We start from the raw sequence: 13506 nt of genomic DNA, 5'->3' as shown, positions 1-13506 counted from the left end.
GTTGCCCCCACTTGATTGGAGCGACCTCGTGTCGCACCGTTCCACACCCACCGGCACCGGTCCCACTCCGCCGCCAGGGCCGTGCGGGCAGCGGACGACACACGCAGCCGGTAGGTGTAACGGGCACACCCGGCCTCCGCAGCCGCCCCCACCTGCGCCATCTCGCCCCCTCACAGCCCCCGGCCGGGACACCACGAAATCCCGAACTCTTCGAAGGACCATATGTACGACCGCCGCACGCATGTACCCCGATCCCATAGCCACCACCCCAACCAGCGACCGCGGGAACACCCGTTCACATCACCCCGGCGGCGCCTGACAGCCGTACGGGCGCTCCGCACCCTGAACCGGATACGGCGACGCTCCACGTCGCGGCACCCGAATACGATTCCTCCCCGGCGTGAACGCCGGGGCCTCCTCGCAAGAAACAGGTGAACCGACATGCAGCTGGGACTCATTGGCCTCGGCAAGATGGGCGGCAACATGCGCGAGCGGATCCGCCGCGCCGGCCACACCGTCGTCGGCTACGACCGCAACCCCGACGTCTCCGACGTGGGGAGCCTGGCCGAGTTGGTGGCGGGTCTCGACGGCCCGCGGGTGGTGTGGGTGATGGTCCCGGCGGGCGCCGCCACGCAGTCCGTCGTCGACGAGCTGGCCGGCCTGCTCTCCCCCGGCGACACGGTCGTCGACGGCGGCAACTCCCGCTGGACGGACGACGAGAAGCACGCGGCCGAGCTGGGCGCGCAGGGCATCGGCTTCGTCGACGCGGGCGTCTCCGGTGGTGTGTGGGGCCTCCAGAACGGCTACGCCCTGATGGTCGGCGGCGACAAGGAGCACGTCGAGCGGCTCCAGCCGATCTTCGAGGCGCTCAAACCGGAGGGGCCGTACGGCTATGTCCACGCCGGCAAGGTCGGTGCCGGGCACTTCTCGAAGATGGTCCACAACGGCATCGAGTACGCCATGATGCAGGCGTACGCCGAGGGGTGGGAGCTGCTGGAGACCGTGGAGTCCGTCACGGACGTCCGCGAGGTGTTCCGGTCCTGGCAGGAGGGGACGGTCATCCGGTCCTGGCTGCTCGACCTCGCCGTCAATGCCCTTGACCAGGACGAGCACTTGAAGAAGCTGCGCGGGTACGCGGAGGACTCGGGTGAGGGGCGGTGGACGGTCGAGGCCGCCATCGACCACGCGGTGCCGCTGCCGGCGATCACGGCGTCGCTGTTCGCCCGCTTCGCCTCCCGGCAGGACGACTCCCCCCAGATGAAGATGATCGCCGCCCTCCGCAACCAGTTCGGCGGCCACGCGGTCGAGTCCAGGGAGTAGGGCCTGGTTGCTCGCGCGGTTCCCCGCGCACCTGAAGGGGCGCGGGGAAGGTCTTCAGGGCTGGAGCACGGCGGTGAAAGTGCGCCGCTCCCTGGTCAGCCAACGCTGGATCCGGGCCCAGCGGTCCCAGCCGCCGCGCTCCGCCAGCATCCGGCGGTAGACGGTGTCGCCCTCGGCCACGCGGGCGGCGACGAAGGACCGGCAGACCTCCGTGGCCTGTTCGACGACGTGGGGCAGCTCCACGCGTTCCCGTGCGGAGAGGCCGTAGCTGTCGGCGAGGACGCGTAGTCGGAGCGGTACGTCCAGCGGGCCGCCCGGATAGAGGGCCGCCGCCGACGCGGGGTCCAGCATCGGGATCCAGTAGCGGGCCGCCATCGCGACGTCCCAGAGGGGGCGGCCCGGTGCCGCGAGGTCGAAGTCGATGAGGGTGACGGCGCGGCCGTCGCGGAAGACGACGTTGTCGGGGCAGACGTCGTTGTGGCACAGCAGCGTTCCGCCCTCCGGGTCGGCCAGGTCCCGGGGCCAGTCCGCCCGGGTGTCCACGGGGACGGCGGCGCTCGCCTCGTGCAGGCGTCGCAGCAGCTTCCCCACGGACGCGAGCGCCGGCTCCGTCAACGCCCAGGAGGGGAACGGCGGCAGCGCCACCTCACCGGGCACGAAGGTCAGCTGCTCACGGCCGTCCGAGGTGAGGCGGACGGGAAGCGGGGCTCCTTCGAAGCCATGCCGCCGCAGCGCGCGGAGGTGGGTGTGGAGGGCGGGCGCGGTGCGCGGCGCCGGGCGGTCGACCACGGAACCCTGCCGGAAGACCGCCCCGGCGTTCACCGTGCCGCCGACCAGTGCTTCCCCGTTCGGCGCATCGCCTCTTGCCTCGCCCGCAGCCGTCATGCCGAGCACGCTACCCCCGGCGAGCTCCTGACTTGCACGACGGATCCAACACCCGTTCGAACACTCCCACGACATGCCGGATTGCGAGGGTCATCCTCATTATTGTCAGATGTGTACATGGCGTGAACTGTCGCTGTGGCCGAACCCTGCCGCCGGTAGCGTGCGGCCCCTGTCCCGTATGCATCCCGTACGCATCCGTACGCGTCCGTACGAAGGAAACGAGCCGATGGCCGAGACCGGGCAGCACCATCAGCAGTACGAGCGGTACGAAGGCGGCAGCCCCGAGGCCGAGCGGCTCGTCTTCGAGCGGTTGGCCCGGGAGCTGATGAAGGTCCAGGCCAGGAACCGGCGTGCCGGGGGCGGCGGGATCACGCGGGCGTTCCACGCGAAGGCCCCGGTGGCGGTCGAGAACGCGCGGCTGCGCTTCCACGACGACCTCCCCGAGGCACTGCGGATCGGTTTCGCGCAGCCCGGCGCCGACTATCCGGCGACGGTACGGCTGTCGAACGCGAGCGGTATCCGGCAGGGCGACGGTTCGCCCGACCTGCGGGGCGCGGCCGTGCGCGTGCGGGTGTCGGAGGGCGAGAGCCATGACCTGCTGGCCACCAGTTTCCCGGTCTCGCACGCGAACGACGCGCGGGAGTTCGTGGCGTTCGCCAAGGCCATGGCGGGGGCGCGGAGTCCGTTGCAGAAGGCGTTCGGGCTGCTGGTGAAGCTGCCGTTGGCGGTGGGGTGGAGTACGGCCACGCGGATGCGGCGCAATGTGCGGGCGGCGACCCGACGTACCGTCAACTCCCTTGCCAACGAGACCTATTGGAGCCGAGGGGCCATCCTCTGGGGTGGGGCGGGGCCCGTGCGCTATCTGCTGCGGCCCGCGCCCGGTACGCCGTCGGCACCCTCGCCCGACCGCCGGGACCCCGACCTCCTGCACCGCGAGTTCGCGCGGCGGCTCGGCCAGGCGGATGTGGCGTTCGATCTGTGCGTCCAGCGGTACGTGGATGAGCGGCGCACGCCGATCGAGGACGCGGCGGTGGAGTGGAAGGACGCGGTGGCGCCGGCGGTGCCGATCGCCCGGCTCACCATCCCGAGCCAGGAGCTGGACGGCGCCGAGGCACGGGCGGCGGCGCGGCGGATCGAGGAGCTGACGTTCAACCCCTGGTACACGACCGACGATTTCCGGCCACTGGGAAACATCAACCGGGCGCGGAAGGCCGGGTACCAGGCGAGCGGCGCCCATCGCCTCGGGCTGCGCTTCGTCACCGAGGAACCCTTGCGCAACAGGGTGCTCGGCCGTCCCACGGGCGCCCTCATCGGGCTGCTGAACCGCGTCGTGCCCTGGCATCGGTTGCCGCTGTCGCTGAGCCTGCTGAACCTGGTGTTCCTGCGGAAGGTGCTGCGCCGGCTGAACCTGATCGACACCGAGGTGCGCGAGGCGCCGCCGCAGGCCCAGCCCGTGCCGGAGCCGATCCCCGAGCGGCTGCGCACGGAGCGGTCGTACGACGGGACGTACAACGATCTGTCGGATCCCAAGATGGGGGCCGTGGGTGCCGCGTTCGGGCGGAACCTGAAACCCGACTACCGGCCGGACCTCTTCGACACGCCGAACCCGGTCACCGTCAGCCAACAGCTGTTGCACCGCGAGAGCTTCGTGCCGGCGACCTCGCTCAATGTGCTGGCGGCGGCGTGGATCCAGTTCCAGGTGCACGACTGGGTCAACCATCGCCGCCACAAGCCCGGCGACCGCAGCGTCGAGGTGCCGCTGCCGCCCGGTCACGGCGGCGGCTGGCAGAACACACCGAACGGGCCGGCCGAGAACGTGATGCGGTTCGCGGAGAACGAGGGCATCGAACGGCCCGGCGAGCCGCCGATCCTGTTCGCCAACAGCGCCTCGCACTGGTGGGACGGCTCCGAGGTGTACGGCGGGGACGAGCAGACCGCCCGTTTCCTGCGCGAGCCGGACGGAAGCGCCAGACTCCGCCTGGAGGACGGCCACTTGCCGGTGAGCGGCAACGGCATTCCGCTCACCGGGTTCAACGAGAGCTGGTGGATGGGGCTCAGCGCGATGCACACGCTGTTCGCCCGCGAACACAACGCGGTGTGCGACGCCCTGCGCGCCGAGTACCCGACGATGAGCGAGGAGCGGATCTACCAGACGGCCCGCCTGGTGGTGTCCGCGCTGATCGCCAAGATCCACACCGTGGAGTGGACGCCGGCGATCCTCGCCACCGAGGCGATCGACGTCGCCCTGCGCACCAACTGGTCCGGCCCGCCGAAGAACTGGCTCAACCGGCTGGGCATTTGGCTGTTCGAGGCGCACTCGCTGACCGGCATCCCGAAGACACTGCCGGACCACCACGCGGCGCCGTACTCCCTCACCGAGGACTTCGTCACCGTCTACCGCATGCATCCGCTGATCCCGGACGACTACGAGCTGCGCGAGCACCAGTTCGGGCGGCGGCTGGAGACGGTCGGGTTCCTGGACATCCAGGGCGGTGCGGCCGAGACACAGATCCGCAAGACGGGGCTGGCGAACTCGCTGTACTCGTTCGGGATCGCCCACCCGGGCGCGATCACCCTGCACAACTTCCCGCGCGCACTGCAGCGGTTCGAGCGTGACGGGGAGATCGTCGACCTGTCGGTCGTCGACCTCGTGCGGACGCGCCGGCGGGGCGTGCCGCGTTACAACGACTTCCGGGCGGGGCTGCACAAGGGGCGGATCCGTTCGTTCGAGGAGCTGACGGAGAACGCGGAGACGCTGGCGCGGCTGAAGGACGTCTACCGCGATGTCGACGAGATCGACACGGTGGTCGGGCTGTTCGCGGAGAACCCGCCGGCGGGCTTCGGCTTCAGCGACACCGCGTTCCGGATCTTCATCCTGATGGCCAGCCGGCGCCTGCAGAGCGACCGGTTCCTGACGGTCGACTACCGGCCGGAGGTCTACACACCGCTCGGCATCGACTGGGTCGAGAAGGGCGGCATGAACTCCGTCGTCCTGCGCCACTGCCCGGAGCTGGCGCCGCTGCTGCCCCGCGGGGCGAGCGCGTTCGCGCCGTGGCGGACGGTGCGGCCGACGAGCGACAACGGGGACAACGGCGACAACGGCGGTTCGCCATGACGCCGTGACACACGACCCGGGGCGGGGGCCCCGGGTCCGGAACACAACGGGGGAACGGAATGACATTCACCGACAACCAGTCCGGTGTGCCCGCGGCCGAGGAGCCGTTCGGCGGGGCCGCGTACGACGGGACCGGGTTCGATGGGGCCGCGTACGACGGAGGGCCGGCCCTGGCCGGTACCGGAACCGGTACCGCCACCACGCACCCCGGACTCGCCGACCTCTTCGGGCGCCCGCTGCTCCGCACGGTGTGGCGGCGCCGTACGCACCGCGTCAGCCGGGGCGCCAACGTGTCCGCCGGGACCATGACCTACACCTCCCGCAACCAGGCGGAGCCCTTGTCCGAGCTGGAGGAGGCGGTGCTCATCGCGATCACCGGCTCCACCGGGCTGACCATGCCCGACCGGCCCTTCGAGGACCCGGACAACGGCACGCCGATCATGTCCAAGCCCAACCTGACGATGGCGGGCCGCACCGCCGGGAGCCCCGACAACGCGCAGGGCACCCACTTCTTCCTCGTCAACGACACGGGCACCTACTTCCTGCGCAGGCTTGAGCCCGCGCCGTACGAGCCCTTCGACGCCGAAACCCTGGTGGCGCGGGCGCGCCAGGCCAAGGTGAAGGTCCTGGACAAACGCCTGGACGTCGCGGTGGGCGGGCGGGACTTCCCGGCGTACCTCGACTCGAACCGCTTCCTGTCCAACCTGCCCGGAACCACCCTGCTGTTCCCGGTGGTCGACCTCTCCCACCAGTACGTCAACGCCCTGATGTATCTGCTCACGCAGCCGGACGGGGCCCGCCCCACCTTCGTGGACGACCGCAACTTCTACCGCGCGGCCGGGGTGAAGAAGTGGGTCAGGAACGGCTTCCTCAACAAGGACCTGAAGCTGCCGCTCGGGGCCCTCGGGCCCATGCGTACCCAGATCGAGGCGGACCTGCTGCTGCAGAACCTGATGCTCACCGCCGAGGCGATGGGCCTGGGCGCCTGGATCCACGCCTCCATCCACCCACAGATCGCCCTCGGCGACCCGAAGTTCTCCCGGGCCTACGGCAGGATGCTCGGCTTCGACTTCGTCACCCCGCGTTGGAAACTCGCCGACCTGTGGCGCTGGCACATTCCGCTGCCGAAGTACGCCACCGTGCGCTCGCACCCGGTCGGCCTCCGCTCCCCCGACGGCGCCACACTCATCGCCGCCGCGTGCCCGCCCGCGTACCCGACCATGTCGGACGCGGTCGGGAAGATCATCGACAAGAAGTTCGGCCGCGACGGCATCTACACCGACCGGGACGTCTTCACCCGGATCTACCGCGAGGACTACGGGCAGCGCTATCTCACCGAGGCCAGCGAGTACGACCAGCGGGTGATCGACTGCGCGCGGGACGTCTGCGAGTACATCATCCGCACGCACGGCCGCTTCCCGGCCCACACGGACGCGATCCACGTCCCCGGCGTCTGGCTCCAGATCCATCACGTCGAGAACGAGTACTACGAGCGCTTCTTCGTGAACGGCCTGACGGATGCTCATCGCGCCCACGGGGAGGCATGGGGCCACTAGACAAGGCGTGGTTGACAGTTACAACGGTGCCGGGTGAGAGTCCCGGGTGATGACGATCAACGATCTGAGCCCGGCGGAACGACGTGTGTGGGAGGCCTTTCCCCGGGGTGCGTCGGTGGATTTCGGTGCCGAACCCGGCACGGTGCGGGCGAGCGTCCTGCGGACTCTGCTGCTCACGGCACCCCGGCAGGAGGGCGAGGTCGCCGCCCTCAAGATCCGGGGCGCACGGCTCACCGGCGCCCTGGATCTGAAGTACGCGACGGTCGACAGCGTCATCCGCCTCAGCGACTGCCACTTCGAGGAGACCCCCGACTTCTCCGGCGCCCAGCTGAGCTACCTCAATCTCACCAAGTCCGTGCTCCCGGGCCTGCGTTCGGCGCGGGTCCGGGTCGACGGAGGGGTGCGGCTGACGGACTGCCGGTTCCGGGGGCCGGTACGGCTCACCGGGGCGCAGATCTCCGGGACCCTCTTCATGGAACGCACCGAGGTGACCGCACCGGACGGCGAACCGGCGCTGCGGCTCAACCAGGCCGAGATCGGCGAGGAGTTGTGCGCGCCGGGGTTACGGGCGCGCGGTGAGGTATGGCTGGCCGGTGCCAAGGTCGCCGGGTCGCTCAACCTCAACCAAGCACACTTCGAGCGACCCGGCGGCGGCATCGCCCTCAGCGCGGAGACGCTCACGGCGGAGGCCGACGTCGAGATACGGCGCGCGCATGTGCAAGGCCGGTTGGAGATGCGGGGCGCTCGCATAGCGGGCCGCCTGGACCTCTCGTACACGCGCATCGCGAATCCCGGCGGTACGGCGCTGCGGGCGAGCAGTTGCGTCATAGGAGAGCTCTGGCTGCGCAACAGCCCGCGCATGGAGGGTGTTCTCAATTTACGGCGCTCCCAGATCGAGGTGCTGCTCGTGGAACCCGATGTGGTCCCCGACCAGGTACGCCTCAACAACCTGACCTACACCTCGCTGCTCTCCCATCTCCCGGCCCCGGACCGGCTGCCCGTGCTCGCGCGGGACACCGACGGGTTCATCCCGCACTCCTACGAGCAGTTGACCGCCGCGTACCGCAGGATCGGCGACGACGACGCGGCCCGGCTCGTCCAGTTGGCCAAGCAGCGCCGCCGCCGCGCCACACTCCCGTGGTTCGGGCGGCTGTGGGGCTACGCCCAGGACGCCACCGTCGGCTACGGCTTCCGCCCGCTGCGGGCCGCCGTATGGCTGCTGTCGCTTCTCGCTATCGGATCGGTCGCCTACGAGCTGGACCACCCGGCCCCGTTGAAGGCGGGCGAGGCTCCGAAGTTCAACGCGGTCTTCTACACCCTCGATCTGCTCCTGCCGATCATCGACTTCGGTCAGGAGCGGACGTACGCGCCCGAGGGCTGGGCGCAGTGGCTGTCGTACGTCCTCGTCATCACGGGCTGGATCCTGGCGACGACGGTCGTCACCGGTGTGACGCGCACCGTCAGCCGACAGTAACTCCGGTCATCGCAGCGGCCGTTGGACGTGCTGGGCGGCGAGCCGCACGGGGGCGTTCTGCGCGCCGTAGCCGCTGTAGTCGGCGTCCCGCTGGACGAGTTCGAAGAAGACGCGCCCGATGGTCTCGGTGTAGCAGTGGCGGAACTCGCCGTCCGCGTCACGGTCGTAGAGGATGCCGAGTTCGCGGTACGTCTCCAGCTCGCCGTCCGCGAACTCGAACCGTGCGGCCAGGTCGTCGTAGTAGTTGGCGGGAACCGCGAGCAGGCGGCCCCCGGCCGTGCGGAAGGCACGCGCGGCGGCGACCACGTCGTCCGTGGTGAGGGCGATGTGCTGGGCGCGGGCGGTGTCGTCGGTCGGGGCGGGCCCCACGCTGAGGGCGATACGGACGCTGCCGTCGGCGTTGGTCACCGGCCGGCTGCGGAACAGCCCGTAGGGGTCGGCGACGTCGACGCTGTCGCTCGTGTGCAGGCCCAGCACGGTGCGGTGGAAGAGGGCCGCCTCGTCGAACTGGTGCCAGGGCTGGGTGAGCGCGAGATGGTCGACGCGGTGGACGTGCCGCGCGGGCTCCCGGTGGTCCAGCGGTTCGAAGTCATGCGTCCAGCTGGGAAGTTCGGGCCGGTCGGTGGCGCAGAAGAAGAGCTCGGTGCCGTCGGGAGCGGCCACCGCGTCGAGGGCGACGTCCTCGGGGGCGCGACGACGCGGCAGCACCGGGGCGAGCAGGGACTCGGCGCGACGGGCGGCACCGGCCGGGTCCGGCGACTCCAGGCCGATCGCGGCGAGCTGGGTACCGTCACGCCGGGCGGCCGGACCGGTGTTGACCAGGACCCGGGCCTCCCCCTGCTGCCACAGATCGACCGGCTTGCTGCGGTGACGGGCGGTGCGGGCGAACCCGAGCGCCCCGAGCAGCGCACCCACCGGGTCGGCGTCGGGGGTGACGAGCTCGGCGAAGGCCACGCCCGTGGGCACGACCGGCTCCGGCAGCGCGGCGAGTCCCGCCGACTCCTGAAGCATCAGCAGCGAGCGATGGGCGTCCACGGCGGTGGGGCCGGCCTCGGCCTGCCGGAAGACGTCGTTGAAGACCTCCAGGGAGAGCGGCCCGTCGTAGCCGGCCGCGAACACATGCTTGACGAGCCCCGCGACATCGAAGCCGCCCTGCCCCGGGAAACAGCGATAGTGCCGACTCCACTGCAGCACATCCATCGCCATCAACGGCGCGTCGGCCAGCTGGACGAAGAAGATCTTCTCGCCCGGGATGTCCTCGATGCCTTTGGGATCGGATCCCCGGGCGAGGATGTGGAAACTGTCGAGACAGGTCCCCAGCGCGGGATGATCAGCGGCCTCGACGATCCGCCAGGCATGGTCGTACGTACTCACATGCCGCCCCCACGCCAACGCCTCGTACGCCACCCGAATCCCGAAGTCCTGTGCCAGATCGGCGAGTTGGCGCAGTTGATGCGCGGCCAGGGCGTCGTTGTCCTCGGCGAGCGGATGAACACTGGAGCACACCAGCACGGTGTCGGCCCCCAGCCGCCGCATCAGCTCGAACTTGTGCCGCGCATGCCGCAGATTCCGCGCGAACTCCGCCGCCGGCACGCCCTCGATGTCCCGCATCGGCTGATAGAGATCGATACTCAGCCCGAGGTCGGCACAGCGGGCGCGGATCTCCTCGGGGGGAAGGGGACTGGCCAGCAGATCGTTCTCGAAGATCTCGACTCCGTCGAACCCGGCCCGAGAGGCAGCGGTGAGCTTCTCGGTGAGGGACCCGCTGAGGGAGACGGTGGCGATGGAGGTACGCATAGGGGTGGTGCTCCTTCAAACTCAGGGTGCCAGCAGCGCGCCCTTCAGGGGCGCGGGGAACTGCGCGATCAGCCACAAACAACCCGCAGCCGACAGACCGGACAACCCAAACGGCGCTTAGTTACGAACACCCGCAACCCCGGCCAACTCCGCAATGTCGGCCAACATCCGCGAAGCGTCCGGCTCCTTCCCCGTGAAGAGCCGAAACGCATCCACAGCCTGAAACACAGCCATCCCTCCCCCATCCAACGTGGCACACCCCACCGCCCGAGCAGCCCGCAGCAACTCCGTCTCAAGCGGCCGATACACCACCTCGGCAACCCACAACTCGGACCGCAGCAACTCGGCGGCAAAGGGCAGCCCAGGATGCGCCGCCATCCCGGTGGGCGTCGCATGAACAACACCATCAGCCCGACCCAGCAACACCGGCAACGCATCCGGCGTAGCGGCGGCCGCGCGGCCGACACCGAAATGCCGGTTGAGCCCCGCCGCAAGATCCGTCGCCCGATCCGGCATCGCATCCACGACAGTGATCCGCTCCGCACCGAGCGTGAGCGTGGCGTGGGCGACAGCCGCACCCGCACCCCCGGCGCCCAGCTGCACCACGTTCTCCAGCGGAGCGTCCGGCAGGCCGCGGGCGAAGGACGCGGCGAAGCCCGTGACGTCCGTGTTGTGGCCGATGGCCCGGCCGTCCTCGAAGACGACGGTGTTGACCGCGCCGAGCGCGGCGGCCTGCGGGGCGAGCCCGTCAAGGTGCTCGATGACGAGCTGCTTGCACGGATGGGTGATGTTCAGCCCGTCGAAGCCCAGGTCGCGCGCGGCACGCAGCAGGTCGCCCACCACCTCCGGCCCGACACCGAGGACGTCGATGTCGATCAGCCGGTACAGATAGCGCAGGCCCTGCCGGTCGGCCTCCCGCTCATGCAGGGCGGGGCTGAGCGAGGGCCCGATACCGGAACCGATGAGGCCGACGAGATACGAGTCCTTGGCCACGGTCGGCCCTCCTCGGAGCTGAATGTTTCCCGCAATGTACGAACTAGTACGTTAGTGATAGCAGCAGACCCCGGACCAAGGGAAGAGCAGGGCCACCAGCTCCTAGAATCACGAACACCGGCCGCACTCGTCCGTACTCGCCCGACCCGCCCGAAGGAACCCCATGACCAGCGTCGAAGAACCGGCACGGCCCAACGGGCGACTGCGCGACGCGGCCCGCACCAAGGCCGAGATCCTCGACGTCGCGACGAAGGAGTTCGCCCGTTCCGGGTTCGCCGGGGCCCGGGTCGACGAGATCGCCGACCGGACCCGCACCACGAAGCGGATGATCTACTACTACTTCGGCGGCAAGGAGCAGCTGTTCACCGCCGTGCTGGAGCAGGCGTACGGCGTGATCCGCGAGGCGGAGCAGGCGCTGGACGTGGAGCATCTGGACCCGGTCGCGGCCATCCGGCGGCTGGCCGAGCTGACCTTCGACCACCATGAGGAACACCCGGACTTCATCCGGCTGGTCAGCATCGAGAACATCCACGAGGCCGAGCACATCGCCGCCTCCGAGAAGCTCGGCAAGATCGGCTCGCCGGCCCTGGACGTGATCCGCCGCATCCTGGAGTCGGGGCAGAAGTCCGGCCTGTTCACGGCCGACGTCGACGCCGTCGACCTGCACGTGATGATCAGTTCCTTCTGCTTCTTCCGGGTCTCCAACCGGCACACCTTCGGCGCCCTCTTCGGCCGCGACCTGGTCGATCCCGGCCGGCGCGCGCACTACCGCCAGATGCTCGGCGACATGGTCATCGCCTATCTGACGGCGGACCGCGCGACGGACTGAAGCGGACCGCGCGGCGGACTGAGGCTCACGGCGGCACGACCTCTTGACACCGGGGAAACGCGGGCGCAACATCCCTACCCAACCGCTACTAACTATCCAGTGGGTTAATTAACCGGGATCCGGGATCTCCCCGGCATGGCCGCCCCATCACCCCCGGGATCCGGCACTTCTCCCCCTCCGCTCACTCCACTTACGTTGGAGTCCCCTCGAAGGAGCACGCCGTGTCGTCCGTCCCCGCCGCGCCCCCCGGCCAGCCGAAGAAGGCGGCCACGGCTGCCTGGATCGGCAGCGCCCTGGAGTACTACGACTTCTTCATCTACGGCAGCGCCGCCGCCCTGATCTTCCCGACGGTCTTCTTCGACGAGTCCGACCCCGCGACGGCGACCCTGCTGTCGCTGGCCACGTTCGGTGTCGCGTACGCGGCGCGGCCGATCGGCGCGCTGTTCCTCGGTCACTTCGGCGACCGGCTGGGCCGTAAGAAGATCATGGTCTTCACGCTGATCCTGATGGGTCTGTCGACGTTCCTGATCGGCTGTCTGCCCACCCGTGACCAGGTCGGCACGCTAGCCCCGGTCCTCCTGGTGATCTGCCGGGTCCTGCAGGGCATCTCGGCGGCCGGTGAGCAGGCCAGCGCCAACTCCATGACGCTGGAACACGCGCCGGCCGACCGGCGCGGCTTCTTCACCAGCTTCACCCTGAGCGGTACGCAGGGCGGGCAGCTGCTCGCCACCCTGGTCTTCATCCCGATCGCCGCGCTCCCCGAGGACCAGCTGCTGTCCTGGGGCTGGCGGGTCCCGTTCTGGATGAGCATCGCGGTCGCCGTCGTCGGCTACGTCATCCGCCGCACGCTGGAGGAGACGCCGGCCTTCACCCAGCAGACCAAGTCCGAGGGCGTCGCCAAGCTGCCGCTGGCCGTGCTGATGCGCGAGCACTGGGCGGACGTGCTCCGGGTGATCGCGGGCGCGCTGGTCGCCTCGGTGTCCACGATCTTCACCGTGTGGGCGCTGGCGTACGGCACGAGCGAGTCGGTCGGGCTGTCCCGTTCCTCCATGCTGTGGGTGGGCGCACTCGCCAACCTGGTCGCCCTCGGCGCGATCCCGCTGTGGGCCACGCTCTCCGACCGCATCGGCCGCCGCCCGGTGTTCCTGATCGGCGCGGCCGGCAGCGCGGTGATGATGTTCGTCTACCTGTGGGCGATCTCCACCGGCGCCTACCCGCTGGTCCTGACCCTCGGCATCGTCACCTTCGGTGTCGTCTACAGCGCGGCGAACGGCATCTGGCCCTCCTTCTACGGCGAGATGTTCTCCACCCGGGTCCGGCTGTCCGGCATGGCCATCGGCACCCAGATCGGCTTCGCCATCGCCGGTTTCGCGGTCACCTTCGCCGCGCAGATCGCCGGCCCGAACGGCGACGACTGGCTCGCCGTGGCCCTCTTCACCACGGCCCTGTGCATCCCGCCGGTCCTGGCCGCCCTCACCGCCCGTGAGACCCACAAGCTCCCGACCGAACTCCTCGGCGAGCGCACACCGCGCGAGAA

The 13506-nt window shown here is 69.9% G+C and carries 9 protein-coding genes; 6 read left to right on the top strand and 3 right to left on the bottom strand.

Annotated elements, in window-relative coordinates; all coding sequences use genetic code 11:
* Positions 1-441: 441 nt before the first annotated feature.
* On the top strand, positions 442-1320 hold the full coding sequence (gene gnd, locus F3T56_RS21540) for a phosphogluconate dehydrogenase (NAD(+)-dependent, decarboxylating) (RefSeq protein ID WP_149826853.1): 879 nt from the start codon (positions 442-444) through the stop codon (positions 1318-1320).
* 54 nt (positions 1321-1374) lie between these two features.
* On the opposite strand, the gene F3T56_RS21535 is transcribed toward gnd, so the two are convergent.
* Positions 1375-2205 (bottom strand): phosphotransferase, encoded by an 831-nt coding sequence (locus F3T56_RS21535; protein ID WP_149826851.1) that lies wholly within the window; start codon positions 2203-2205, stop codon positions 1375-1377.
* 226 nt (positions 2206-2431) lie between these two features.
* Between F3T56_RS21535 and F3T56_RS21530 the strand changes: the two genes are divergently transcribed.
* The 3 genes from F3T56_RS21530 to F3T56_RS21520 are packed head-to-tail and all read left to right on the top strand — an operon-like array spanning position 2432 to position 8350.
* The gene (locus F3T56_RS21530) at positions 2432-5320 is read left to right on the top strand and encodes a peroxidase family protein (protein ID WP_149826850.1); all 2889 of its coding nucleotides are present in this window, start codon (positions 2432-2434) and stop codon (positions 5318-5320) included.
* Positions 5321-5379: 59 nt separating this feature from the next.
* Positions 5380-6876, top strand: coding sequence for a hypothetical protein (locus F3T56_RS21525; protein WP_149826848.1), 1497 nt, complete (start codon positions 5380-5382; stop codon positions 6874-6876).
* A 49-nt stretch (positions 6877-6925) separates the two neighbouring features.
* Complete coding sequence (locus F3T56_RS21520; protein ID WP_149826846.1) at positions 6926-8350, top strand: pentapeptide repeat-containing protein; 1425 nt, start codon at positions 6926-6928, stop codon at positions 8348-8350.
* Positions 8351-8356: 6 nt separating this feature from the next.
* Here the strand turns inward: F3T56_RS21520 and F3T56_RS21515 are convergent, their stop codons facing one another.
* Both F3T56_RS21515 and F3T56_RS21510 read right to left on the bottom strand, forming a co-directional pair.
* Complete coding sequence (locus F3T56_RS21515; protein WP_149826844.1) at positions 8357-10147, bottom strand: bifunctional sugar phosphate isomerase/epimerase/4-hydroxyphenylpyruvate dioxygenase family protein; 1791 nt, start codon at positions 10145-10147, stop codon at positions 8357-8359.
* 117 nt (positions 10148-10264) lie between these two features.
* Positions 10265-11140: a shikimate dehydrogenase gene (locus tag F3T56_RS21510; protein ID WP_149826842.1), complete on the bottom strand. Its 876-nt coding sequence runs from the start codon at positions 11138-11140 to the stop codon at positions 10265-10267.
* A gap of 163 nt (positions 11141-11303) precedes the next feature.
* Here F3T56_RS21510 and F3T56_RS21505 point away from each other — a divergent pair, with 163 nt between their 5' ends.
* Both F3T56_RS21505 and F3T56_RS21500 read left to right on the top strand, forming a co-directional pair.
* Positions 11304-11969, top strand: a complete 666-nt coding sequence (locus F3T56_RS21505; RefSeq protein ID WP_149826840.1) for a TetR/AcrR family transcriptional regulator — start codon at positions 11304-11306, stop codon at positions 11967-11969.
* A 221-nt stretch (positions 11970-12190) separates the two neighbouring features.
* The coding region (locus F3T56_RS21500; protein WP_149826871.1) for an MFS transporter at positions 12191-13506 on the top strand (1316 nt) is incomplete at its 3' end.

Source organism: Streptomyces tailanensis, from assembly GCF_008386495.1.
In the GTDB taxonomy this organism is placed as follows: domain Bacteria; phylum Actinomycetota; class Actinomycetes; order Streptomycetales; family Streptomycetaceae; genus Streptomyces; species Streptomyces tailanensis.
This window is presented reverse-complemented; position numbering and strand designations above follow the sequence as displayed.